21 protein-coding genes and 1 pseudogene are annotated in these 23,703 nt (G+C 64.3%); 9 read left to right on the top strand and 13 right to left on the bottom strand.

What is annotated here, in order from left to right:
• Window positions 1-11: 11 nt before the first annotated feature.
• On the top strand, window positions 12-1,223 hold the full coding sequence (locus tag NLM31_RS13840; protein WP_254192581.1) for a 3-hydroxybenzoate 6-monooxygenase: 1,212 nt from the start codon (window positions 12-14) through the stop codon (window positions 1,221-1,223).
• 9 nt (window positions 1,224-1,232) lie between these two features.
• On the opposite strand, the gene NLM31_RS13835 is transcribed toward NLM31_RS13840, so the two are convergent.
• Together NLM31_RS13835 and NLM31_RS13830 are read right to left on the bottom strand one after the other, a co-directional pair.
• The gene (locus NLM31_RS13835) at window positions 1,233-1,964 is read right to left on the bottom strand and encodes a cytochrome c biogenesis CcdA family protein (RefSeq protein ID WP_254129897.1); all 732 of its coding nucleotides are present in this window, start codon (window positions 1,962-1,964) and stop codon (window positions 1,233-1,235) included.
• A gap of 208 nt (window positions 1,965-2,172) precedes the next feature.
• A complete protein-coding gene (locus NLM31_RS13830; protein WP_027528892.1) occupies window positions 2,173-2,439 on the bottom strand; it encodes a hypothetical protein in 267 nt (88 codons plus the stop codon).
• Between the two features lie 471 nt (window positions 2,440-2,910).
• Between NLM31_RS13830 and NLM31_RS13825 the strand changes: the two genes are divergently transcribed.
• From NLM31_RS13825 to NLM31_RS13810, 4 genes are all read left to right on the top strand, one after another.
• Window positions 2,911-3,960: a LysR family transcriptional regulator gene (locus tag NLM31_RS13825; protein ID WP_254129895.1), complete on the top strand. Its 1,050-nt coding sequence runs from the start codon at window positions 2,911-2,913 to the stop codon at window positions 3,958-3,960.
• A gap of 29 nt (window positions 3,961-3,989) precedes the next feature.
• On the top strand, window positions 3,990-4,361 hold the full coding sequence (locus NLM31_RS13820; protein ID WP_020608151.1) for a helix-turn-helix domain-containing protein: 372 nt from the start codon (window positions 3,990-3,992) through the stop codon (window positions 4,359-4,361).
• A 365-nt stretch (window positions 4,362-4,726) separates the two neighbouring features.
• The gene (locus NLM31_RS13815) at window positions 4,727-6,076 is read left to right on the top strand and encodes a murein L,D-transpeptidase (protein WP_254192580.1); all 1,350 of its coding nucleotides are present in this window, start codon (window positions 4,727-4,729) and stop codon (window positions 6,074-6,076) included.
• A 108-nt stretch (window positions 6,077-6,184) separates the two neighbouring features.
• On the top strand, window positions 6,185-7,000 hold the full coding sequence (locus NLM31_RS13810) for an enoyl-CoA hydratase (RefSeq protein ID WP_254192579.1): 816 nt from the start codon (window positions 6,185-6,187) through the stop codon (window positions 6,998-7,000).
• A 41-nt stretch (window positions 7,001-7,041) separates the two neighbouring features.
• Here the strand turns inward: NLM31_RS13810 and NLM31_RS13805 are convergent, their stop codons facing one another.
• A complete protein-coding gene (locus NLM31_RS13805; RefSeq protein WP_254192578.1) occupies window positions 7,042-8,922 on the bottom strand; it encodes a peroxidase family protein in 1,881 nt (626 codons plus the stop codon).
• 212 nt (window positions 8,923-9,134) lie between these two features.
• Between NLM31_RS13805 and NLM31_RS13800 the strand changes: the two genes are divergently transcribed.
• The 3 genes and pseudogenes from NLM31_RS13800 (at window position 9,135) to NLM31_RS13790 (ending at window position 11,420) form a co-directional block, all read left to right on the top strand.
• A complete protein-coding gene (locus tag NLM31_RS13800; protein ID WP_254192577.1) occupies window positions 9,135-9,881 on the top strand; it encodes an acyl carrier protein in 747 nt (248 codons plus the stop codon).
• Window positions 9,882-10,104: 223 nt separating this feature from the next.
• Window positions 10,105-10,989 (top strand): annotated as a pseudogene (fusA, locus tag NLM31_RS13795) (elongation factor G); the annotation flags it as partial.
• Between the two features lie 143 nt (window positions 10,990-11,132).
• Window positions 11,133-11,420: a hypothetical protein gene (locus NLM31_RS13790; protein ID WP_254192576.1), complete on the top strand. Its 288-nt coding sequence runs from the start codon at window positions 11,133-11,135 to the stop codon at window positions 11,418-11,420.
• Window positions 11,421-11,470: 50 nt separating this feature from the next.
• On the opposite strand, the gene NLM31_RS13785 is transcribed toward NLM31_RS13790, so the two are convergent.
• The 9 genes from NLM31_RS13785 to NLM31_RS13745 all read right to left on the bottom strand — a co-directional run bounded on the left by NLM31_RS13785 (window position 11,471) and on the right by NLM31_RS13745 (window position 20,912).
• Window positions 11,471-11,869, bottom strand: coding sequence for an ASCH domain-containing protein (locus NLM31_RS13785; protein WP_254192575.1), 399 nt, complete (start codon window positions 11,867-11,869; stop codon window positions 11,471-11,473).
• Between the two features lie 47 nt (window positions 11,870-11,916).
• Window positions 11,917-12,996 carry an isocitrate/isopropylmalate dehydrogenase family protein gene (locus NLM31_RS13780; protein WP_254129889.1) on the bottom strand — a complete coding sequence of 360 codons (1,080 nt, stop codon included), beginning with the start codon at window positions 12,994-12,996 and terminating at the stop codon, window positions 11,917-11,919.
• A gap of 129 nt (window positions 12,997-13,125) precedes the next feature.
• A complete protein-coding gene (locus tag NLM31_RS13775) occupies window positions 13,126-14,193 on the bottom strand; it encodes an alcohol dehydrogenase (RefSeq protein WP_254192574.1) in 1,068 nt (355 codons plus the stop codon).
• 79 nt (window positions 14,194-14,272) lie between these two features.
• Complete coding sequence (locus tag NLM31_RS13770) at window positions 14,273-15,241, bottom strand: ABC transporter ATP-binding protein (RefSeq protein ID WP_254196180.1); 969 nt, start codon at window positions 15,239-15,241, stop codon at window positions 14,273-14,275.
• Entirely contained in the window at window positions 15,241-16,233 is a 993-nt protein-coding gene (locus NLM31_RS13765; RefSeq protein WP_254192573.1) for an ABC transporter ATP-binding protein, read from the bottom strand. The genes NLM31_RS13770 and NLM31_RS13765 overlap by 1 nt, the downstream gene beginning before the upstream one ends.
• A complete protein-coding gene (locus tag NLM31_RS13760; RefSeq protein WP_254192572.1) occupies window positions 16,230-17,099 on the bottom strand; it encodes an ABC transporter permease in 870 nt (289 codons plus the stop codon). Before NLM31_RS13760 ends, NLM31_RS13765 begins: the two co-directional genes overlap by 4 nt.
• Window positions 17,086-18,036 (bottom strand): ABC transporter permease, encoded by a 951-nt coding sequence (locus NLM31_RS13755; RefSeq protein ID WP_254192571.1) that lies wholly within the window; start codon window positions 18,034-18,036, stop codon window positions 17,086-17,088. Before NLM31_RS13755 ends, NLM31_RS13760 begins: the two co-directional genes overlap by 14 nt.
• Window positions 18,037-18,043: 7 nt before the next feature.
• Window positions 18,044-19,588, bottom strand: coding sequence for an ABC transporter substrate-binding protein (locus NLM31_RS13750; RefSeq protein WP_254192570.1), 1,545 nt, complete (start codon window positions 19,586-19,588; stop codon window positions 18,044-18,046).
• 127 nt (window positions 19,589-19,715) lie between these two features.
• Entirely contained in the window at window positions 19,716-20,912 is a 1,197-nt protein-coding gene (locus NLM31_RS13745) for a CaiB/BaiF CoA-transferase family protein (protein WP_254192569.1), read from the bottom strand.
• 194 nt (window positions 20,913-21,106) lie between these two features.
• Between NLM31_RS13745 and glgA the strand changes: the two genes are divergently transcribed.
• Window positions 21,107-22,522, top strand: coding sequence for a glycogen synthase GlgA (gene glgA, locus NLM31_RS13740; protein ID WP_254192568.1), 1,416 nt, complete (start codon window positions 21,107-21,109; stop codon window positions 22,520-22,522).
• 176 nt (window positions 22,523-22,698) lie between these two features.
• Here the strand turns inward: glgA and NLM31_RS13735 are convergent, their stop codons facing one another.
• Complete coding sequence (locus NLM31_RS13735) at window positions 22,699-23,649, bottom strand: oxygenase MpaB family protein (protein WP_254129881.1); 951 nt, start codon at window positions 23,647-23,649, stop codon at window positions 22,699-22,701.
• Window positions 23,650-23,703: the final 54 nt, after the last annotated feature.

Raw genomic sequence — 23,703 nt, 5'->3', positions numbered from 1 at the left:
CAGGAGAGGACATGCGACAGGATCCCATCATCATCGCGGGCGGCGGCATCGGCGGACTTGCAGCCGCAATCGCGCTGGCGCAAAAGGGTTTCCAGGTCACGGTCCTCGAGCGCGCATCGCGCTATCAGGAGATCGGCGCCGGCATTCAGCTCGGTCCCAATGCATTTCACGCCTTCGATCGCCTTGCGCTCGGTGATGCCGCTCGGTCGATTGCCGTTTTCATCGATCAGCTCCGCCTGATGGACGCGATCTCGGCGGAGGAGATCACCAATATCGATCTGACCAGCTATTTTCGCCGGCGCTTCGGCAATCCCTATGCCGTGGTCCACCGCGGCGATTTGCACGGCATCTTCGTCCGCGCCTGCGAGGCGGATGGGAACATCACACTGCGAACCGACTGCGATGTGGTCGGCTACGAGCAGAATGGCACACGCGCCACGGCCCTGCTCAAGTCCGGTGAGCGCATCTCGGGATGCCTGCTGATCGGCGCCGACGGGCTGCGTTCCCGCATTCGCCAGCAGATGGTCGGCGACGGCGCGCCGCGGATCGCCGGCCACACCACCTATCGCTCGGTGATCCCGACCGAAGAGATGCCGGAGGATCTGCGCTGGAACGCGGCGACGCTGTGGGCCGGCGCCAAATGCCACCTCGTGCACTACCCGCTGTCAGGCTGGAAGGTGTTCAACCTCGCAATCACCTGTCACAACGATCCCGCGGAGGCGTTCGCGGCCAGACCCGTGACCCATGACGAGGTGCTCGAAGGTTTTCGCGACGTGCATCCCCGCGCCAAGGCGATCATTCATCATGGCAAGGACTGGAAGGCCTGGGTGACCTGCGATCGCGATCCGACCGATCGCTGGATCGACGGGCGCGTCGTGCTGCTCGGCGATGCCGCGCATCCGATGCTGCAATATTTCGCGCAAGGCGCCTGCATGGCGCTGGAGGATGCCGTCGCTCTCGCCGACGAACTCGATGCGAGTGAAGGCGACCCCGCGCACGCGCTCGAGCGATACAGGAATGCGCGACTGCTGCGCACCGCTCGCGTCCAGCTTGGGGCGCGCGAGCTCGGCGACCACGTCTATCATTCCTCGGGCGTCCATGCGCTGCTGCGCAATCAGCTCATGCGCGAGACCAGCCTTGAGCGCTTCTGCGAGAACCTCGCCTGGCTCTATCAGGATCCGTTCGCGGAACGGCCGTCGGACGTGACAAGAAAGATCGCGTAGGCCTCGGCGCTACCCGATCGTCTGCAGCGCCGGAAATGTCTCCAGCAACCAGATGCTCACATTGGAGACCGCGCCGGTGAGGAAGCCGATTCCGGTGATGACCATCAACACACCCATGGCACGCTCGACATTGACGAGCTGGCCTTTCATGCGCGCGAACAGTTTCGAGAACTGCTCGATCATCAGCGCCGCGATCAGGAAGGGAATGCCGAGACCGGCCGAGTAGACCGCCAGCAGCCCTGCGCCCTTCGTCACGGTCGCCTCGGCCGCGGCAATCGAGAGGATCGCGGCGAGGATCGGGCCGATACAGGGCGTCCAGCCGAACGCGAAGGCGAGCCCCATCACATAAGCGCCCCAGAGGCCAACAGGCCTGGGCGCGGTCAGGCGCCCCTCGCGCATCAACAGGCCGATCCGCGTCAGCCCGAGGAAATGCAGGCCCATGATGATGATGACGATGCCGGCCAGGATCGACAGCTCGGCCGACCAGGCGCGGATCAGCCCGCCGATCAGCGAGGCGCTGGCACCGAGCGCCACGAACACCGTGGAGAAGCCGAGCACGAACAGCAGCGCCGCCATCATGATCGCGCGCTTGGAGGCCCTGTCAGGCTCGCCGCTCTCGACATGCTCGATCGTGGCGCCGGTGAGATAGATCAGATAGGGCGGAACCAGAGGCAGGACGCAAGGCGAGAGGAAGCTGACAAGGCCGGCAATCAGCGCGGCCGTAATCGAAACATTTTGCATGATGCAGTCGGAGCCATCCCGGGCCCTCGGGCAGCGCGCGGGAAATGCGCACACAACCGGAGCCGAACCGGCTCTGGTGTAGCCGATGCCGGGGAATGCGCAACAGAGGCGCGATCAAACCAGGGCTCCTCCCGATGCCGTCTGCGATCACAGATGCGGCATCGGGACGCGCACAAACCTCGCCAAAAAGCGAGATTCGGCGGCGCGGCTACTTCACCACGCGGAGCAGCGGACGCCGGGGCTGGTCCTGCGTCTGCTTGGAGGGGGGCAGCGGTTCGCTGGCAGCGCTCCGCAGCATTTCGTCGCACAGCGCCTTGAGGTCGGCACTGTCAATTCCTTTGAGCTTCATCCTGACATCGAGGATGACGATCGAGAGCAGCTCAGCCGACTCACGGCTGTTGCTCTCATTGAGAACCTTGCGGCACTCCTCGAGCGTCTCGAGCACCGACTGTAGCTGTTCGTCTGAATGCGACACGGCGTTCTTTCCGTTAGTTCGGGCTACGAGACGTGCTTGAAACGATCCCCTTCGCCCCCAAAGCGAGCCGAGGATAACATGGGGAGTCCGCGCCCTCGAAGATGATTTCAATGTGTTTCGGCGCCGAAACCACTGTTCCAGACGGCATCACCAGGCGACGCAGGTCAGAGCGATCAAAGCTGAAACGTTTGGGCCTGCGCGATCGATCCATCCCGCGAGCGCACGCGGCATTTCGCACGCTACCCTCCGGTCCACATGGACCCGGCAATCCCGCAGCCACGGTAAGGCTCGCAACGGAACGCACGACTAACCCCTCTTCCGGGCAACAATTTGCCCGATTCCCAGACCTTAGCACACTAAAATACCACCTCGGGCGCGGTAAGTATGGCGTTCAAAACTCACCGATCCCCAACCCGTCGTGGTTGTGGTTTGCGCTAGATTCTGCCAGTTTAGCGACCCGAAAGGACTTGTATGCACTCCTTGGCGGAAAGGGGCGTTCCACTGGAGGAACGCCTAAAGACAAATATCAGCGGCCTCTCCGATTGGGATGCGGCCCGCATTTTCCTGGAAGTCGTTCGATGCGGCAGTTTCCGCTCGGCGGCCGAACGCTTGTCTTTGTCGATCAACGCCGTCCGCCGCCGGATCGATGATTTCGAGCGCCAGACCGGCACCACCCTGTTCACCCGCGACGTCCACGGCACCCATCTTACCGACGAAGGTGCGCTGGTGGTTTCCGCCGTCGAGCGCATGGAGGCGGCCGCCTTCGACGTGCTGCGTACCAGCGACTCGACCGCCAACGCCCTCACTGGCGAGGTCCGCGTCGCCGTCACCGAGGGACTGGGCACGTTCTGGCTCGCCCCGCGGCTGGTCGAATTCCAGCAGGCCTATCCGAAGATCATCGTCGACCTGCATTGCGCGATGCGCTCGGCCGACGTCTCCCGCCACGAGGCCGACGTTGCCATCCATCTGTCGCGGCCGTCGGCACTCGACGTCAAGCTGGTGCGGCTCGGCCGCATGCATCTGATGTTCTGGGCTTCGGAAAAATACCTTGAGAAATACGGCACGCCGCGCTCGGCCCTCGAATTGATCAAGCACCGCCTGGTGCTGCAATTCGCCGACCAGCTCGCCGCCAAGGAAACCTTTGAGAGCTTCTTCCCGGGCATTCCGGAACGTGACCTTCTGGTCATGAAGACCAACGTCTCAAGCGCCAACTACTGGGCTGTCGCGAATGGCGCCGGCATCGGCGTATTCCCGAGCTATGCCATTGCGCTGGGCGGGAAGTTGATTCCACTGGAGGTCGAGTTGAACCGACCGCTGGATATCTGGTTGTCCTACCACCCTGGTAGCGGCCGGATTCCCCGCGTGCGGCACATGATTGACTGGCTGATCGAAGCTTTCAATCCAGCTCGCTTCCCGTGGTTTAAGGAAGAATTCGTGCACCCGCATGAATTCAAGGACTCGTATATGGGCGAACCCCTGACCCAGCTCTTCGGGGGATTTTCAACCGAAGAACAAAGGTGAAAAATAAAATGAAAGCAGCGGCGAAGAGAATGAAGCAGCGCAGTGCCGGCAAGCCGGACATCGAGCTTGGCAAGCGGATTCGCTTGCGGCGCGTCGAGATGAAGATCTCGCAGGCCGAGCTCGGTGAAAAGCTCGGCGTGAGCTTCCAGCAGGTCCAGAAGTACGAGAAGGGCGTCAATCGCGTCGGCGCGGCTCGGCTGCAGCAGATCGCCTCCGCCCTCGATGTGCCCGTGACCTTCTTCTATGACGGCGACAACAAGGCCCGCGAAGTCGAAAGCCTCCTGTTCCTGGACTCGGCTTTCAGCCTCCGCCTGCTGCGCGCCTACAGCAAGATCAAGGATCAGACGGTGCAGCGTCAGCTCGTCTCGCTGATGGAATCGATCGCAGCCAACGAGAGCTGAGCCGGTCGACGGTCTGGCCTTCAGGGCCAATGTTCAATCCGCCGCGTCGCGGGGGCGCGGCTGGATTGGGCGAGGCCCGATTGGCAGGATGAGACCTGACTTGCAGGATAAGGGCTAGCGCGTCCTACGCGCGCGGCCTTCGGTTTTTGGGGCGGCCTAGCCGCCCTCTTTTTTTGGCATTCGTCGCCGGTGACGCGAACCCGCCCCAACCTTGTTGCGACCTAATCGAGAGCCTCCGCCTGGACCGTGGAGGCCTCGATGCGCTTAATGGGACCGCAACTCTGATGCCCTAGCTTCCCGCCGATTTCGCGAATCGGCGCACGCAGCAAGCGGCCGGGAATTGCCTCATGGGGAAAACCAGACAGATGTCGAAACGCCATGCCGTGATCATTGCCATGGGCCTCCTCGCCAGTGCCTCCGCGCTCGCGCAGACCGAGACCACGGGCCAGGCCGGGTCCAAGCCCGCCGCCCCGTCCGGCACGGTGCCCGCAGCCGCCAACCCGGCTCACGCCGCGGCTCCCAAAGCTGCCGCTGCGGCACCGGCTTCGACCGCCGAGAGCCGCTCGGCCGCGGCGCTCGCGCTGACGCATGAGCCGACCTATGACGAGGGCACCGCCCAACGGATCAAGGATGCGGCGCTGAGCTATTCCGATCTCGCGGTGCGTGGCGGCTGGCCGACGATTCCCGCGGACGCCAAGTTCACGCTCGGCGTGCAAGGCGCCAATGACGACCTCCTGCGCAAGCGGCTGATCCTCTCGGGCGACCTCGCCGCGGAGAAGGCGAGCGGCGCTTTCGACCAGGATCTCGCCGACGGTGTGAAGCGCTTCCAGGCTCGCCACGGCCTTGCGCCGACGGGCACGATGACGCCGCGCACGCTCGCGGCGATGAACGTCACGGTGCAAAAGCGCATCAAGCAACTCGAGGCGTCGCTCGAGCGGCTCGAGAACACCAATTTCAGCTTCGGCCCGCGCTATGTCGTGGTCAACATCCCCGCCGCCTTTGCCGAGGCGGTCGAGAACGACGTCGTGGTGCGGCGCTATCGCGTCATCGTCGGCAAGACCGAAAAACCTTCGCCGACGCTGACGGCCCAGATCACCGCCGTGGTGCTGAACCCGACCTGGACCGTGCCCTCCTCCATCGCCAAGACCGAGATCTCCGCGCATATGCGCAAGGACCCGACCTATCTGTCGCGCATGCACATGGAGGTGCTCGACGGGCACGACAATCCGATCGACCCGCATTCGGTCGACTGGTCGGGCACGCATACGCCGAACTTCACCGTGCGCCAGCAGAACGGCACGTTCAACGCGCTCGGCGCGGTGAAGATCGACATGCCGAACTCCTATTCGGTCTACATGCACGACACCAACCAGCGTAATCTGTTCAGCGACGATTACCGCTTCGATTCCCACGGCTGCTCCCGCGTCGACAATGTGCGCGATCTCGCCGCCTGGCTGCTCAAGGACCAGCCGAAGTGGAGCCGTGCCGCGATCGACACCGAGATCGCGACCGGGCAGCATCAGGAGGTCGCCATGGCCAGGAAGGTGCCCGTGGCCTGGATCTACCTGACGGCGTGGATGACCAAGGACCAGACCATCCAGTTCCGCAACGACGTCTATAATCAGGACGAGCAGTTGCTGGAGGCGACCGCCGAAGAAGCCGCCTTCTTCAGCAATGCCGGCAGCCATCCGCTGACCGCGCATATGGCGCAGTAGGCATGCAATCGCGGCACGGGCGGATGCAAGGCTGCATCCCCCGCCGCGGTTGACCGGAGCCTTCGCCCGGTCGCACATTGCGCTCGCCAAACGACAAGCGAGCGCGCGATGCCAGATCTATCCCAGGAAACTCCCTACGCCGACGGCAAGATCCTCAAGCAGGTCACCGACGGCGTCGGCGTGATCACCTTCAACAATCCCGACAAGCGCAATGCGATGTCGCTGGAGATGTGGGAGGGATTCGGCGAGGCGCTGACCGCCTTGCGCGACGACGAGACGGTGCGCGTCGTGATCATGCGCGGCGCCGGCGGCAAGGCATTCGTCTCGGGCGCCGACATCAGCCAGTTCGAGAAGACCCGCCACAACGCGGCCGCCTCCGAAGAGTACGGCAAGCGCAGCGCCGCCCAGCGCGCGCTGCTCGCCGATTACCCGAAGCCGACGATTGCCTGCATCCAGGGCTTTTGCCTCGGCGGCGGCATGCAGGTCGCAATGCTCGCCGACATCCGCATCGCAGCGCATGACAGCCAGTTCGGCATTCCCGCCGCCAGGCTCGGCATCGCCTATGGCTATGACGGCCTGCGGCACCTGGTGTCGCTGGTCGGCCCGTCCTGGGCGCGGCTCTTGATGTACACGGGCATGCGCATCGATTCCACCGAAGCGCTGCGCATCGGCCTCGTCGAGCGCGTGATCCCGGACGATCAACTCTGGGGCGAGACCATGGCGATTGCCGAGACGATCTCGCACAACGCGCCGCTCGCGATCAAGGCCGCCAAGGTCACCATCGCAGAAGTGCTGAAGGACGAAAGCCAGCGCGACATGGACGCGATCAAGGCGGTCGGCACGGCCTGCATGGACTCCGCGGATTTCCGCGAAGGCCGGCAGGTCTTCATGGACAAGCGCAAGCCGCAGTTTTCGGGGAAGTAATCTGCCGCGCCGCTCGCTTTGAGCGACGCGGCATTTTGGACTCAGGCCCAATCGTGATGGTGCAATTCGTTGGGGTTCACGCCGAGCAGGTCGATCGTTTCGTTGCGGAGATGCAAAAGGGTTCCGCCGTGATGATCGGAGGATACTCTGACGGCAGCAAAGCTACCGTTCTGCAGCAGTTGCAGCTTATCGACCTTGGGATCGTAGTCGGTGATGACCGCCGTGTTGTGTTGTCCCGTGAGGTTGCCAAGATCGAAAACAAACGTGTCGGCGCCGGCGCCGCCGGTCATCGTCATGTGACCACTTGCCGCCACCAAGGTGTCGTCCAGGCTACCGCCGGTCAGCGTGTCCTTGCCTGGAGATCCCACCACCAGCTGAGCCTGACCGCTCACGGCGTTCGCTCCGGTCGGATCAACCCCACCAAGCGTGCCGGAATGTCGCTCGGTTGATACGAACGCATCCGCCTGCATGGCGGTCGTACCTGTCGTATCGCGTTCGATAATGTCCGAGAGTGTAGTCGACTTGATGTCCTGCAGGGTTTGCCGATCGAAACCCTGGTTCTCGAAATACAGCCGGTCCCCATCGCGCAACGCCGTAAACTGGTCAGCGATGATCCTGCCAAAGGTCTGACCGATGGCCGCTCCCGCCGTATGATCCTCCGCCAGCCCGCCCGTCCACAGGTCTACGGCATCGACCGAGCCATAAGCCTGCTTCAACGCCGAAGCCGTGGCCGCATCCGAGGTGATCTGGTCGAAGCTCTTGTAGGGAGCAAGCCCCAACGCCTCCCGCGTCTGGTTCAGTGTCCCGAGACCCAGATCGTGCGCGCGTTGGATGTTGGTAGCCGCCAGATCGATTGCATCCGGAGGATCACTCAGGAAACTTCGGAGCTCCTCAACGATATGGGTATCGAGCGGTTGCGCGGTATCGCTGGCAAGATGCCGCAACAGTCCGTCGGCGCCGCCATTGGCAATGAACGCCGCCGGCGCTTCAAAGAACGTGTCCGCCAGCGATTGTTCGGCTGTGGTCGCGCCCAGATTGCTGATGCCATTGATGTCGGCCGACACGATGGAGTGACCGAAACGATAGGCCGCTCCTTCAAATTCCTCGGTGATGCGCGCGTTAACGTTGGGATCATAGCCGTGATAGGCCGGAATCGCATTCTTTCCCAGCAAATGCGGCAGGAACTCATTATAGGTGATGTTGACCATTTCCGCGGTCGTGATCGCCCTGGCCATCTCGTACAATTGGTCGCCGCTCCAGCCCGGATGCTCCTGCTGCAATTGATCGACCTGGTAATTGTGTTCGCGAACGAACAAGGTCTGCAGCGCCGTCAGATCGGGATTCTCCTGCGCCCGCACATCCCCTGCCGCAAAGGCGGGTCCCTGCGCGGTCATGACGATCGGCAGATTGTCCCCGGCCGACACCTTCATGTGACCATCCGCGGTGCGCAGGCTGGCCGCGGTGACGGGGTCGGAACCATACACCTGGGAGCCATCGAGCCAACCGGTCACTGTGTTGATGGCAGTTGCGGGATGCCCGGGCACGCCGGTCGCCGGATCGATTGCCACCCGCGTCACGGGAATCACGGTGCCTTGAGGCAGCGTGTCGCCCGCCGGAACGGGAATTGAAATATCCGCCGTGTTGACCCCGCTCTTTTCCAGATCGAGGTCATGATCCACAAACTGACCCCATGCATACATCATCCCGGACAGCGCGACGCCGTTGACCTCAAGATGGGTGTCCGGCGCGTTCGCCACCACGATGTTGCTGATCTCGCGCGGGTTCGGACCAGGCTGCATGGCGTCGAAGCCATCGGCGAAATTCGCCGGCCCCACGCGTGCAAAGTCTGTGTTGGCCTGATTGAGGGCCGGGTCCGCAAGGTTGTTGTCTGAACCGTCGATGGTGCGGAAATGGAGCGCCATGGTTTCCCTCCGTACAGAGTAGACCCAGCTCCTGCCTCATTGACCGCTCTCGAAACGGCGCTTTGATGATTCATTGTGACGCTCGTGCGGTCGTTGAGCGACGATGTGGAAGCATTTTTGGGGTCGCTGAAGCGAGCGGGACCGGAACAATGGGCTCTGGCGCGCGGTCGCGGCAATGCTACAATCAGTGCAACCCGTCGGTTGGACGCAACATGAAAAACACGCTGAACTTCGTCGGCGATGGTGACGATGTGGACGTCATCTTCGACGTCGAACGAACCTTTGGGATCAAGCTGACCGACGCGGAAGCGGAGCAGACACGCACCGTCGGCCAGCTTTACGATCTGATCGAATTGAAGCGTCCGAATGCCGGCACCAGGACGCAAGCGTGCCTGTCTCAAATGGCATTCTACCGCCTGCGCCGCGCACTTAAGATCATGGGAATTGCGGGCGAGATCACGCCCCAAACACCCATTTCAATTCTTGAGCAAATCGAGCCTCGTTCGATAGCTCCGAAATGGCGCCGGCTTGCGCAGAATTCAGGCCTTGATCTTCCAAGTCTGGAAACCTCTTTCCAGTGTTCGGAGCGCGTCGTTCGTTGGCGGGCCCCTTTTGTGTGGGGAACGCTCATGTGCCTATGGATGGCCTTTGGAATCCCATGGGACTATCGGCTTTTCATGCTCATGGCGGGCGCACTCTGCGTCGACATTAGCCTTGGCTGCCTGGGGTGGCTGATCTTCCGGACCATTCCGCGTCGCATTCTCACGATCGGCGAATTGGCGCGAGAAGCGGCCGGCGTCAGCTTTGCGAAACTGATCATCGAGAACAAGGAAAGCGCGCCGCCTGACCGGTGGTTTGCGCTAACGGCGATCTTGCGAGCGATTACGGGGCACACGGTTGCAATTACGCGTCAGACGACGTTCTTTGCGAAGCACGCGACCCACGACTTTGCGCTCTGAAACCGGCCTGCTTGGGTTTTAATGTTCGCCAATGACCGGCTTGCCCATGGAATCCTTCATTATCCAGCGCCTTCAAGAAGGCGGCTGGCGCGTCATTCACCGGCGGGCTGACCTCACCGATCTGCCGATCGCCGACTTTGTTTCGCACCGCGAAGCTCAGGAATGGGTGAACTGGAAGTCCGGCACTCCCAGAATCAATCCGTATGTCACGGCGAACGAAATGTTCTCACAGCCGCGGCTCGTCGAGATCGCGATCGAGCCGAACTCGAAGGCCGATGCGGAGAAGCTCGGCATTGCGCTGGCAAAGCTCGCGGCCGAGGACCCTGCTTTCGACATGTCGATCGATCACGAGTCGGGACAGATCATCCTGAAGGGCGTGAGCGAATTCCATCTCGACGCCAAGCTCGAAACCCTCAGGCGCACCTACGACGTCGGTCTCAGAGTTGGGGCGCCGCAGGTGGCGTTCCGTGAGCGCATCACTCGGCCGGCCGAGGTGGAATTTACCTACAGGAAGCAGTCCGGCGGTTCGGGCCGGTTCGCGGCCGTCAAGCTGCGCGTCGCGCCGAACGGGCCCGGCCAGGGCTATCGGTTCGAGTCCAGGATCGCCGGCGGCGCGGTTCCGAAAGAATACATTCCCGGTATCGAGAACGGGATCGCGAGCGTGCTTCCCTCGGGCGTGGTCGCCGGCGCTCCGGTGGTCGACATCGTAGTCGAGCTGATCGACGGCAAGTATCATGACGTCGACTCCTCGGCACAGACCTTCGAGATCGCCGCACGTGCCGCATTCCGCGAGGCACTCCAAAAGGCGGAGTCGGTGCTGCTCGAGCCGATCATGAAGATGGAGGTCGTGACACCGGAGAACCGTGTCGGCTCCATCATCGAAGACCTGAATTTGCGACGCGGGCAAATCCAGGGTCAAGCCGCGCGCGGCAACCTCACCGTCATCAACGCGATGGTGCCGCTCATTCACCTGTTCGGCTACGCGAATGATCTGCGCTCGATGAGCCAGGGGCGCGCGACCTTCACAATGGAATTCGATCATTATGCCCCGGCACCATCGCCCGAGCATGACCCGCCATTTCGGCCTGCGATGGGGATGCGTGCTTGAACAACGCCCCACAGACCAGGATCGCGACGACGTCGTTCCTCTGAACACTTGTTCACCAAGATTAAATTCCTCACGGCCCTGCGCTGCGATAGCAACCAATTGATCCGCCGCAAGTTCTCCCGCCACCAACGAGGGAGATCGCGATGAGACTCAAACTTGCTGTTCTTGGCCTGGTTGCCCTTGGCAGTGCTGCGCTGGCGTCGGGACAAGCGCTCGCGGCGATGCCGAACGGCATTCCGCAGGCCGATCAAGTCGCCGGCGGACCGGCCGCGCATGTCGACCAGGTGCGGATGGTCTGCAACGCCTGGGGCCGCTGCTGGTGGCGCCCGAACTATTACGGCGCCTACGGCTATTACGGCGGCCCGCGACGCTTCTACGGTTACGGCCCGCGTCCGTGGGGCGGTGGCTATCGCCACTGGCACCGCTGGTAGATGACGAAGGGGCCGCGAGGCCCCTTTTTCCTGGAAGACATCGCACGCGATCAATCGCCGAAAACCTCGATCAGGCGGAAGCGCTCGCACATGAGCATCATGTCTTCGCTGAACCGTCCGAGCCGGCCGAAATAGGTGCGATGGGCGTTGCGCCAATAGGAGAGGCTGCGATCGCCCTCGCCCTCATCGTAGGCAAAGGCCGCGTCGACGTCATTGAAGCGCCGGTAGGCGATCTCGACGGATTCGATGACGCAGCGCGGCTCTCCCCGCCCGTCGAGCACGACCCAGCGCTCACCGGGCGTCGACGTGTTGGGCTCGTCTTCCGTGCTGCAGGTCGCCGTCTTGATGCCCTTGACGACGAGCTCGAGCAGTTCATCGGCAAGCGCCGGACTGTCGCCGAAGGCAAACGTCCGGAGATCTCGATATCGTTCGGGCACCGGCTTGTTCATGGTGGTCCAAGCCCTTCAGGGCCGCCGCCTTGCGGCGCGATCCCCTCCTACAACGCGGCGAGCACCGCCTTGGTGATATCGGCCGTGCCGTTGCTGCCACCGAACTCCATCGGCTTGAGGCCGCCGGCATAGACCTGATCGACCGCGCGTTCGATCTGCTCACCGGCCTCCGCCGCGCTCTCGACGCCGTGCTTGTCGGCGAGCCAGTCCAGCATCATCGCCGCCGACAGGATCATGCCGGTGGGATTGGCCTTGCCCTGCCCCATGATGTCGGGCGCGGTGCCGTGGCACGGCTGGAACACGGCGTATTTGTCGCCGATATCGGCCGACGGCGCCATGCCGAGGCCGCCGATCAGGCTCGCGGTGATGTCGGAGACGATGTCGCCAAACATGTTCTCCATCACCATCACGTCGAAATCCCAGGGACGCTTGACCAGCATGGCCGAGCAGGCATCGACATAGAGGCGATCGGTCTTCACCTCGGGATGCTTCTTCGCGATCTCATCGAAGATGCCGCGGAAGAAGGCAAAGGCCTTGAACACATTCGCCTTGTCGACACAGGCGAGCGATCCCGGCTTGCCGCGTGCCTTGCGCCGCTCGGCCAGGCGAAACGAGAAATCGAACAGCCGCTCGGAGGTCTTGCGCGTGATCACCATGGTCTCGCGCGCGTCCTCATGGGTGACGACGCCCTTGCCCATCGAGGCGAACAGGCCTTCGGTGGACTCGCGGATCACGACGAGATCGATGCCGCGCTTGTCGGCGCCGACGATCGGGCTCGGCACGCCCGGAATGAGCCGCGCCGGGCGCACGCCGGCGTAGAGATCGAAGATGAAGCGCAGCTCGATCTGCGGCGCGATCTCGGTATTGTCGGGGTAACGCACCGACGGCAGGCCGCAGGCCCCGAGCAGGATCGCGTCGGCTTCCTCGCACAATTTGATCGTGGACTCCGGCATCGACTTGCCGGTGGCGCGATAATTATTCGCGCCGGCCGGCGCCTCGGTGAAGCGGAAGCTCAAGCCGGATTTGGACTCGATCTTGCGCAGCACCTCGAGCGCGGGCGCCATGACTTCGGGACCGATGCCGTCACCGGCGAGCACAGCGATATGGAAAGCGTTGTTTGCGGACATTTAAGGATTTCCTACTCTCTCCGTCATGCCCGGGCCTGGCCCGGGCATCCACGTCTTAATGCCATTTCCACGAGAAGGCGTGGATGGCCGGGACAAGCCCGGCCATGATGAGAAACAAACGGCTTCGAATTACGGCGTCAGCACCGTGCGCCCGACCACGGCGCCCTGCTGCAACTGCAGCAGCGCGTCGTTGGCCTTGTTGAGCGGCGCCTTCGTCACCGGGATCGGCGCCACGTTCTTGGCGCGGACGAGGTCGAGCAGCTCCTGCGTTTCACGCAAATTGCCGACGTAGCTGCCCTGGATCGTCACCGCCTTGATCGGGATCAGCGGCAAGGCCCAGGTCGCGCCGCCGCCGAACAGGCCGACGATGACGAGCTTGCCGCCCTTGGTCAGGCAGTCGAAACCAAGCTGCGTCGTCGCGGCATTGCCGACGAGGTCGATCACGGCGCGGATCGGCCCGCCGGCTTTCTTCGCGAGCTGCTCCAGCGCATCGCCCGCCTTGGGATCGACGGTCGCGAGTGCGCCGGCCTTCTCGGCGGCCTCGCGCTTCTTCGCGTCGATATCGACCATGATCGCGCCCTTGCCACCCATCGCCTTCAGCAGCGACAGCGCCATCAGGCCGAGACCACCCGCACCGAACATCACGATCGGCGTATCAAGATGCTGCTCCACCTTCTTCAGCGCGCTGTAGGTGGTGACGCCCGAGCAGGCGTAAGGCGCAGCCGATGCGGGATCGAGGCCCTTCAGGTTGAGCAGGTAGCGTGGATGCGGCACCAGCATGTGATCGGAATAGCCGCCGTCGCAATAGACGCCGAGCGAGCGCGGTGTCAGGCACATGTTCTCGTCACCGGCGAGGCAGGTAGCGCATTTGCCGCAGCCGATCCAGGGATAGACCAGGCCGACATCGCCAAGCTTGAGGCCGCCCTGATCGGTCGGCTTCACGTCGGGCCCGAACGCCAAAACTTCGCCGACGGTCTCGTGGCCCATGGTCAGCGGCAGGTTGATGCCGCGATCCTTCAACGACAGCGGCTTGCGGCCATGGCCGAGATCGTAGCCGCCTTCCCAGATGTGGAGGTCGCTGTGGCAAACGCCGGCGGCCTTCACCCTGATCAGCACCTGCGTGCCCGAGGGTTGCGGCGTCGCCTCGTCGAACTCCTGCAGCGGCGCCTTGAAATCGGCGACCTTGAAACTCTTCATGGCGTCCTCCCGGCATACTCTTCGTCGCGCCACCATGCCACGGCCGGCAGGGCGAGACAAACCCGGGACCTGTCTTAGTTTAGCCCAGCGGATGGTGGCAAGCGGCGAACTGGCCGGGCGCAACCTCACGCAACTCCGGTATCTCCGCGCTGCATCGCTGGTCCGCCCGCGGGCAGCGGGTGCGGAAGCGGCAACCGGATGGCGGCGCAATCGGCGATGGCGGCTCGCCGATCGCCACGCTCTCGGCGGGACGCACGTCCGGATCAGGCACCGGGATCGCCTCAAGCAACAGCCCGGTATAGGGATGCGCAGGTTTTGCGAACAATTGCTCCGATGGGCCGACCTCGCAGAGCCGACCGAGATACATCACCGCGACGCGATCGCTGACCGCTTTGACCACGGCAAGGTCATGCGCGATGAACAGCAACGTCAGGCCGAACCGCGCCTTCATCTCCTCCAGCAGGTTGAGGATCTGCGCGCGGATGGAGACGTCGAGCGCGGAGACCGGCTCGTCGCACACGATGAACTCGGGGTTGAGCACGAGCGATCGCGCGATGCAGATGCGCTGGCATTGGCCGCCGGAGAACTCGTGCGGCAACCGCCCTGCCACGAGATCGGGATCGAGCCCGACCGCGGAGAGAACCTCGTGAACGCGCCGCTTGCGCTCGGCGGCATCCTTGACACCAGCGATGATCAGCGGCTCGGCGACGATGTCACCGATGCGCCGGCGCGGATTGAGCGAGGCGATCGGGTCCTGGAAGATCAGCTGGACGCGGCGGCGCATCTTTCGCAGCGCATCGCCCTCCATCGCGGTGAGGTCTTCGCCATCGAACAGCACGCGGCCGCTTTTGGCACGCCGCAATTGCAGCACCGCGCGGCCCAGCGTCGACTTGCCGCAGCCGGACTCGCCGACCAGCCCCAGCGTCTCGCCGCGCGCGACGTGAAGGCTGACGCCGGAGACCGCGTGCACCGTCTTGTTGCCGAGACCATATTCGACGACGAGATTGTCGACGTTCAGCAACGGCTGCTTCTGCACGGCGAGCTGCATCACGCGCCAATCCCTTCCGTCATCTGGATCGGGTGAAAGCAGGCGTAGAGATGCCCCGGCATCTCGGCGCTCTTCAACTCGGGCTTGGCTTCGTGGCAGCGCCCGGCCGCATAGCGACAGCGCGGCGCGAAGGAGCAGCCTTTGAGCGGCCGTGTCGGATCGGGCGGACGGCCGGAGATGGCAGGCAACGGCGTATGCGGCGCGGTCTCCAGCTTCGGGATCGCCGCCAGCAACGCCTCGGTGTAGGGCATGTGCATGCGTTTGAAGAGCGCCTGCGTCGGCGCACGTTCCACCACCCTGCCCGCATACATCACCGCGACCTCATCGGCGCGACCGGCGACCACGCCGAGATCGTGGGTGATGATGATCATCGCCATGTGGCGGCGGCGCTGCTCGCGCGCCAGCAGATCGAGGATCTGCGCCTGGATGGTGACGTCGAGCGCCGTGGTCGGCTCGTCCGCGATCAGAAGTTTCGGCTCGCAGGACAGCGCGATCGCAATCGCGATGCGCTGGCGCATGCCGCCGGAGCATTGATGCGGATATTGCGCGAGCCGCTGCTCCGGCGCAGGAATGCCGACGGCGGCGAGCAGCTCGATGCTGCGCTTCCGCGCGGCCGGCGCGTCGAGCTCGAGGTGCTCCTGGATCGTCTCCATCAACTGGGTTCCGATCGTCAGCACCGGATTGAGCGAGGTCATCGGATCCTGGAACACCACCGCGAGGTCGCGCGCGCGCAGGCGGCGCAAGCTTTCAGGCGCGAGCCGGACCAGATCCTGGCCGTCGAACATCACGCGCCCGGAAAGCTTTGCCTTCTTCGGCAGCAGTTGGAGGATCGCGCGCGACAGCATGGTCTTGCCGCAGCCGGATTCGCCGACGATTCCGAGCGTGCGGCCCGGCTCCAGCAACAGGTCGACATGATCGACCGCGCGCAAATTGCCGCGCGGGGTCGGCAGCTCGACTGCGACGTCCTCGACGGTCAAAAGCGGCGTGCTCACAGCGCCCCCTGACGCGGGTCGGTCAATGCCCGCATGGTGTCGCCGACGAGGTTGAATGCCAGCACGGTCAGGAACAATCCGACCGCCGGCAGGAAGGCCAGCCGCGGCGCGACGTCGAGGCTGTCGCGCCCCTCGCCGATCATGCTGCCCCAGCTCGCCATCGGCGGCGGTACGCCGAGCCCGAGGAAGGACAGTGCACCCTCGACCACGATGGTGACGGCGACGCCAAGCAGGAAGAACGCCAGCAGCGGCAGGATCACGTTCGGCAGCAGCTCCCGCAGCAGGATGCGCGCATGGCTGGCGCCGAGCGCCTCGGCCGCGATGACGAACTCGCGCCGCGCCAGTGTCAGCGTCGCCGCGCGCGCCACCCGCATGAAGGCCGGAATGCCGAGCACGCCGAGGATGATGGTGAGATTGGGAATGGACTGGCCGAGATAGGCGGTCACCGCGAGCGCGAAGATCAGCGGCGGAAAAGCGAGCAGCACGTCCATGCTGCCGACCACCAGCGTCTCGAACCGGCCGCGGAAGTAGCCGGCGAGCAGGCCCAGCGCGCCGCCGATACCAAGGCCGATCATCGGCGCGATCAGCCCCACGGTCAGCGAGACGCGCGCCCCGAAGATCAACCGGGCAAGCTCGTCGCGGCCAAGGCCGTCGGTGCCGAGCCAGTGCTCGGTCGAGAACGCGGCGCGGCGCTCCAGCATGTCCATGTCGACGGGATTCTGCAGCGGCAGCACCGGTGCGAGGATCGCGAGCGCAATGATGGCGGCGAGCCACAGGCTCGCGATCCAGAACAGCAGCCCGAGCTTGCGCCTGCGCCGAACCGGCGCCGACACCTCGTCCTGCATCGAAAGCTCAAGCGTGGCCATGGCGGATCCTCGGATCGAGCACGGCATAGAGCATGTCGACGATGAAGTTCACGATGACGAAGCCACAGGCGACCAGCAGCACCACGCCCTGGAGGATGACGAGGTCGCGGGTGTAGATCGCGCCGACCAGCAGCCGGCCGATGCCCGGCAGCGCGAAGATCGATTCCACGATCAGCGTGCCGCCGAGCAGGCGGCCGATATTGATGCCCGTCACCGTCACCAGGGTCAGCGACGACGGTTTCAGCGCATGCACGAACAGGATGCGCGAAGGCTTGAGGCCCTTTGCTTTCGCGAGCGCGATGTAGTCTTCCTGCAGGGTCGCGATCATGTCGGAGCGCAGCACCCGCATGATGCCCGGCCATTCCGCCAGCGCCAGCGTCAGCGCCGGCAGCACGAAGAAGCGCAAATTGGCGAGCGGCTCTTCGGTGAACGGCACATAGCCGGTCGCAGGCAGCCAGTGCAGCTCGACAGCGAACAGGTAGATCAGCAGGATCGCCATCAGGAAGGACGGCATCGACAGCATCGCAAAGGCGCTGCCGGTCATGAAGCGGTCGAACGCACCGCCGGCGCGCGCGGCGCAGGCGATCGCGAGGGGAACGCCGATCAGGAGGCCGATGAACTCGGCCATCAGCATCAGCTCGAGCGAGACCGGGATGCGCTCGCTCACCGCCTGCAGCACGGTCTGCCCGGTGCGGAACGAGCGGCCGAGATCGCCCTGCAGCACGTGGCCGAGCCAGCTCAGGTAGCGCCACCAGATCGGCTGGTCGAGCCCCATGTCATGACGGAGCGCCGCGACATTCTCAGGCGTCGCCTGATCGCCGAGGATGACGAAGGCGAGATCGCCAGGCAGCAGCGAGGCGATCAGGAAGGTGAGCAGCGAGACGGCAAGCAGGACCGGCAGGATGGCCAGCAGCCGCCGCACGACGAAGTTCAGCATCGCGCGGTCATTCCAGCCAGGTGTTCGAGACGTCGATCACGCCGTTATAGATCTTCGGGAAGCCCTTCAGCCTGGCGCTCGACAGCGCATAGTAGGTGTTCTGGAAGGTCCAGAACCAGATCGCCTCCTTGTTGATCAGGCGGCTGATCGCGCAATAATCCTCGGTACGCTGGGCGACATCGGCGGTGACGCGCGAATGGTCGAGCAGCTTGTCGAGCTCCGGATCGGAGAAGCCGGCGAGCGCGACCGGGCTGCCCGTGCGAAAATTCGCGTACATCTGCGGATCGGGGTCGGCGAGATCGACGATGCGCCACGGCGTCAGCTGGAACTGGCGCGAGAAGGCGCGCGAGGGGATCGTCGCCTGGTCGACCTGCTCGATCTCCATATTGGCGCCGGCCCGCTTCCAGAATTGCTGGAGCACCTGCCCGATCACGCGGCCGCGCGGCGTTGCCGTCGCCAGCATCTTGAAGTCGACCGGCTTGCCGTAATCCTTCAGCAGCGCCTTGGCCTTCTCGAGGTCGTAAGGCAGCGCGCCGTCGTCCTTGCACTTGACCCAGGAACCGTCGCCGTAGGGGTTGGTGGCGGGCCGGCTCAGTCCGTTGCTGATCGCCTGCGACATCTTCGGACGATCGATCGACATCACCAGCGCCTGCCGCACCCGGACGTCGTCGAACGGCGCCACCTTGGTGTTGAAGGCATAGACCTGCGCGCCCGAGCCCTTGTAGGTGTGCACGGTCAGCTTGGAGTCCTTCTGCGCCTTCAGGATATTGTCGGAGTCGTTTTCGTCGTCCCAGATGATGTCGACCTCGCCCGATTGCAGCGAGGCGAAGCGCGACTGCGCGTCGGGCAGCGGCTTCAGGACGATGCGGTCGAGATAGGGATGGCCCTTGTTCCAATAGTCGGGGTTCTTCTCCAGCACCATGCGGTCGCCGGCGGTCCATGATTTCAGGATGTAGGGACCGGTGCCGACAGGGTTGCGGTTATAATCGTCGCCCTTGGTCTTCCACGCCGTCGGCGACTGCACCACGTTGTTGGTGCTCTGGATGCTCATCGTCGCCGGCAGGTTCACGGACGGATCGGTCAGGTTATAGACGATGGTGTATTCGTCCGGCGCCAGCACCTCCTTCACGGTGGTGATGTAGAAGGCGCAACGGCACTTGTTGGCGGGATCCTTCTGCCGGTCGAAATTCGCCTTGAAGGCTTCCGCATTGAACGGCGTGCCGTCGTGGAATTTCACGCCCTTGCGCAGCTTGAAGGTCCAGCTCTTGTAGTCGTCGGAATGCGTCCAGGATTCCGCGAGCTTCGGCGCAGCCTCGCCCTTGTCGTCGAGCGTCGTGAGCGTGTCGAAGATCAGGGCGGCCGCGGTGTAGCCCGAGGAATCGAAGACGCCGACCTTGAGCGGATCGAAGCCCGGAATATCCAGCTCCTGGCCGACGGTGATGCTGCCGCCGGCCTTCTGCGCCTGCACCGGATGAGCCAGCGGAAGGAATGCAAATGCCGCAACAAGGAAAATCGGCGCGCGCTTGCACGCCGCGGCAGCAATGTTCGTCATGGTTCCTCCCGGGATCCTCGTCCGATGTTTCGGATCGTGAATGACTCGGGAGCGAGATTGGCGACAAATGCACGCGACGGCAAGAGGAACACGCGAGGTTCGATGCCGCACGCGCAGCGCAATGAGCTCAGTTGGTCGCTTGTGTTTTGCCTGACGGAATTGGCGCGGCGTCGCCGAGGCCGATCTCCTCGCGCAGTTCGTTCGTATGCTCGCCGAGCTCGGCCATGATCTTGCCCGGTGTGGTGTCGGCGCCCGTCATCCGGAACGGCAGGTTGATCACCCTGAACGCGCCGCCTCCGTCTTCCACCGACGAGAGCGCCTGCCGGTGCGCGAGCTGCGGATCGGCGAGAGCTTCCTTGATGGTGCGATAGGCCGAGGCCGGCACGCCGGCTGCGCTCAAAGCCACAAGACACGCATCGGTCGTGAGCCGCTTCGACCAGGCTTCGACGCCGTCCATCATGTCGGCCCAGTTCTCGCGCCGCGGGGCGTAGGAGGAGAAGCGCGGATCGGAGATCCATTCGGACCGGCCGATCACGCCCATCAAGGCCTGGAACGTCTTCTCGCTGGCCACCGTGATCATGACATAGCCGTTGGCGGTCTCGGTCGGCCCGAACATCGGTCGCGGCGGCGGCTTCACCGCGAATTGCGAGCTCTGCAGCTCGATCACCGTCAAGGTCAGCATCGATTCCAGCATGGAGACGTCGATGTGCTGGCCGAGCCCGGTCGCGGTGCGCTGATAGAGCGCGGAGGCGATCGCGCCGAAGCCGTAGGTGCCGGTGACGACATCGGCATGGTAGATGCCGCAATAGTCCGGACGGTTGCGGCCGGGCTGATAGGCGAGATGCGCCATGTCGTAGCCGGAGGCGGCATGGATCACCGGCGCATAGGCCGGCAGCTCGGCCGAGGGACCGGTCTGGCCGTAGCCGGAGATCGAGCAGTAGATCAGCCTGGGATTGACCGGGCGAAGGCTGTCGTAGTCGAGCCGCAGCCGGCGCATCACACCCGGACGAAAATTCTCGACCAGGATGTCGGCGGTGGCAACCAGCCGGCGGACCGCCTCCTTGCCGTCCTCGGATTTGAGGTCGAGCACTGCGCTCTTCTTGCCGACATTGAGCTGGCCGAAGACGGTGCTGCAGCCGTTGCGCAGCGGCGGCCGCGTCCGCATCGTCTCGCCGCCATCGGTCTCGATCTTGATGACCTCGGCGCCCATGTCGGCCAGCATCCGCGCGCAATGGGGGCCGGCGATCGTGGTCGAAAAATCCAGGACACGCAGGCCGGCGAAGGCCTTTGTCGTCGTGTCTTCGTGCTTATCTGGTAGCTGCATCCTGCTTAGTCCTTGGCCCGCCCTTTAGGAACTATCGATGTTCTCTCTTGTTGGTGCGCCGACCCTAGATGGCGGCGGCTGAGTAGGAAAGTCTTTACCGAACGAACGCGTCTCGCGGGGGGCTTGAGATATCCAGGGGCAACTGGACCCGATCTTGCATAGCAGCAATCGGGATCGGAAGAGGGCAATCGTTCTTGAGGGTCTTATTCGTCACCACGGAGATGGACGACTTCGTCCGCGTCGGCGGACTCGGTGCCGTTTCCGCTGCCCTCCCCCGCGCGCTCCGCCCCTTCGCCGATATCCGGATCATGCTGCCCGGCTATCGCGACATCATCGAGCAACTGACGCATATTCAGATCGTTGGCCGCTGCCCGGCATTCGCGGAAATGCCCCCCTGCTCGCTCGGCCGGGCCGCCACCAAGGACGGCCTGCCGGTCTATGTGCTGTTGTGCTCACAACTCTACGACCGGCCCGGCAACCCCTACGGCGACGAGTCCGGTCGCGACTGGCCGGACAACGACATCCGCTTCGCGCGCTTTGCCTCGGCGGCCGCTGAGCTTGCCATGGGCAAGCTGGACAAGAATTGGGCAGCAGACCTGGTCCATGCCAACGACTGGCAGGCCTCGCTCGTGCCGGCCTATCTCGCCTGGCGCGGCGCCAAGCTGCCGTCGATCCTGACCATCCACAACCTCGCCTATCAGGGTCTCTTCCCGAAGGACTCGCTGCGGCGGATCGGTGTTCCCGAAAGCTCCTTCCATATCGACGGCGTCGAGTTCTACGACCAGCTCTCCTTCCTCAAGGCCGGTCTCGTCTATGCCTCGCACCTCACCACCGTCAGCGGCACCTATGCGCGCGAGATCACCACGGAGGAATTCGGCTGCGGCCTCGAAGGCCTGTTGCGCGTCCGCTCTGATGCGTCCGAGCTCACCGGCATCCTCAACGGCATCGACGAGAGCTGGGACCCGCGCTCCTGCGCCCAGCTCGCGCAGCAGTTCGGCGCCGGCGACTGGGTCGGCAAGAAGGCCAATGCGGATTATGTCCGCAAGCAATTCGGCCTCGCGGTCTCGCGCGGGCCGATGTTCGCGATCGTCGCACGCCTCGTGCACCAGAAGGGCATCGACCTCGTGCTGTCGGCCGCCGACGAGATTATCGATGCCGGCGGGCAGATCGTGGTCACCGGCTCGGGCGAGCCCGCGCTCGAGCAGGCGCTGATCGATGCCCATCGCCGCCGTCCCGACGCCATCGGCGTCACCATCGGCTTCAACGACGCGCAGGCGCGCCGCATCTTCGCCGGCAGCGATTTCACATTGATGCCGTCGCGCTTCGAGCCCTGCGGGTTGAGCCAGATGTACGCCCAGCGTTTCGGCTCGCTTCCGATCGGCCACCAGACCGGCGGCCTCGCCGAGACCATCACCGACGGCGAGACCGGCTTCCTGTTCTCCAGACCCTCGCACGAGTCCTTCCTCGGCGGCGTCCGCCGCGCCTTCTCGGCGTTCATGGCCCACGACCAGCTCGACACCATGCGCCGCAGCGCCATGGGCCGATCGTTTTCGTGGAGCATCTCGGCGGGGAGTTACAGCGCGCTGTACCGGAGACTGGCGGCGGTGTGAGACTGGGGAGCACGACACTCTATCTCCCGTCACCCTGAGGTGCTCGCCCCTTCGGCGAGCCTCGAAGGGCGACGGCCCGGCTGCAACAGCAGGGCCGTGCATCCTTCGAGGCTCTCGGCGCGATGCTTTTGCATCGCGCCACTCGCACCTCAGGATGACGGATTAAGATTAGAGCCTCACCCCTTCCCGCGCACATCCATCTGCGGCCGGCCGATCCAGGCGCGGTTGAGACAGCGGATCATCCAGTCCGGCTGTGGCTCGCCGCGGAGCCGCGCCTGCGCTTCCTGGTAGGGACCGACATAGCGCAGCCGTTCCGGCAATTGCGGATAGACCCGCTTGATCCATCGCAGCGCATTGTCGGCGGCTCTTGAGTCGCGCTCATCGAGCTGCAACCCGAAGCCTGCGCGCAGGCGTTCCGGTAGCATCCGCGCCGTGAGCGCGCGGTACCATCGCGGCGGCCGCAGCCACGGACGCGCGCCGCCAAAAATCTGCGCGGCGATCTCGCGTGCGGCCGGGCTGACGGTCAGCGTGTCCGACTGCGCCATCGCGGCGGTGTAAGCGGCAAAGCCGGACCAATCTGCCGGCAGATCATCGCCCGTCAGTCCGAACAACGCGCCAAAGGCCCGGCTCTCGGTCCAGTAGCGCTCGCGCTCCTCCGTCGCGAGCGGCGGCAGGACCAGATCGTGCGCCATCAGCGCAGTCTCGACCAGCGTCGCGTGAACCCAGCGCAGCGAGGGGATGTCGTTGGCGGTGTAGCGCGAGCCCGCCGCGAAGGGACCGACCGTCTCGGGCATCTCGCCGACAATCATCGCGTGGCGCCGATGCAGTTGCCGCGACGACAGCATGGCGCGGTCGAGCGTGCCGAACACCATGGCAAAGACGATGTCGAAGGTGCGATGGAAACGGCCGATCGGATCGGCAAACGTTTTGGAATGCTCGGCGATGGCGGCGGCGACCCAGGGATGCGCGAGCTGGAGCAGCAACGCACGACCGGCACCGAGAAAGATGACGGCCTCGCGGTCGATCCGCCAGGTCACCGTGTCGGGGCCGAACACACCGCCCACCGGTCCCGCCGCATTGGCGCGGACCTGATCGAGGGCCAATTCCAGATCGTTCCCGGTCACCACTTGCAGGGCCTCATCGATTGCGGGCGAAAGCCGACGATTCCCAAGGCCTGTGGC

Origin of the sequence: Bradyrhizobium sp. CCGUVB4N, assembly GCF_024199945.1 — a bacterium.
Taxonomy (GTDB): Bacteria; Pseudomonadota; Alphaproteobacteria; order Rhizobiales; family Xanthobacteraceae; genus Bradyrhizobium.
Note: the sequence above shows the minus strand (reverse complement) of the source record. Positions and strands in the feature narration are given on the sequence as shown.

Excerpts from the sequence above, each read along its gene's own strand:
- NLM31_RS13840 (WP_254192581.1), top strand. The coding sequence starts at position 12 with ATGCGACAGGATCCCATCATCATCGCGGGCGGCGGCATCGGCGGACTT.
- NLM31_RS13835 (WP_254129897.1), bottom strand. The coding sequence starts at position 1,964 with ATGCAAAATGTTTCGATTACGGCCGCGCTGATTGCCGGCCTTGTCAGC.
- NLM31_RS13825 (WP_254129895.1), top strand. The coding sequence starts at position 2,911 with ATGCACTCCTTGGCGGAAAGGGGCGTTCCACTGGAGGAACGCCTAAAG.
- NLM31_RS13820 (WP_020608151.1), top strand. The coding sequence starts at position 3,990 with ATGAAGCAGCGCAGTGCCGGCAAGCCGGACATCGAGCTTGGCAAGCGG.
- NLM31_RS13815 (WP_254192580.1), top strand. The coding sequence starts at position 4,727 with ATGTCGAAACGCCATGCCGTGATCATTGCCATGGGCCTCCTCGCCAGT.
- NLM31_RS13810 (WP_254192579.1), top strand. The coding sequence starts at position 6,185 with ATGCCAGATCTATCCCAGGAAACTCCCTACGCCGACGGCAAGATCCTC.
- NLM31_RS13805 (WP_254192578.1), bottom strand. The coding sequence starts at position 8,922 with ATGGCGCTCCATTTCCGCACCATCGACGGTTCAGACAACAACCTTGCG.
- NLM31_RS13800 (WP_254192577.1), top strand. The coding sequence starts at position 9,135 with ATGAAAAACACGCTGAACTTCGTCGGCGATGGTGACGATGTGGACGTC.
- NLM31_RS13790 (WP_254192576.1), top strand. The coding sequence starts at position 11,133 with ATGAGACTCAAACTTGCTGTTCTTGGCCTGGTTGCCCTTGGCAGTGCT.
- NLM31_RS13785 (WP_254192575.1), bottom strand. The coding sequence starts at position 11,869 with ATGAACAAGCCGGTGCCCGAACGATATCGAGATCTCCGGACGTTTGCC.
- NLM31_RS13780 (WP_254129889.1), bottom strand. The coding sequence starts at position 12,996 with ATGTCCGCAAACAACGCTTTCCATATCGCTGTGCTCGCCGGTGACGGC.
- NLM31_RS13775 (WP_254192574.1), bottom strand. The coding sequence starts at position 14,193 with ATGAAGAGTTTCAAGGTCGCCGATTTCAAGGCGCCGCTGCAGGAGTTC.
- NLM31_RS13770 (WP_254196180.1), bottom strand. The coding sequence starts at position 15,241 with ATGCAGCTCGCCGTGCAGAAGCAGCCGTTGCTGAACGTCGACAATCTC.
- NLM31_RS13760 (WP_254192572.1), bottom strand. The coding sequence starts at position 17,099 with ATGGCCACGCTTGAGCTTTCGATGCAGGACGAGGTGTCGGCGCCGGTT.
- NLM31_RS13755 (WP_254192571.1), bottom strand. The coding sequence starts at position 18,036 with ATGCTGAACTTCGTCGTGCGGCGGCTGCTGGCCATCCTGCCGGTCCTG.
- NLM31_RS13750 (WP_254192570.1), bottom strand. The coding sequence starts at position 19,588 with ATGACGAACATTGCTGCCGCGGCGTGCAAGCGCGCGCCGATTTTCCTT.
- NLM31_RS13745 (WP_254192569.1), bottom strand. The coding sequence starts at position 20,912 with ATGCAGCTACCAGATAAGCACGAAGACACGACGACAAAGGCCTTCGCC.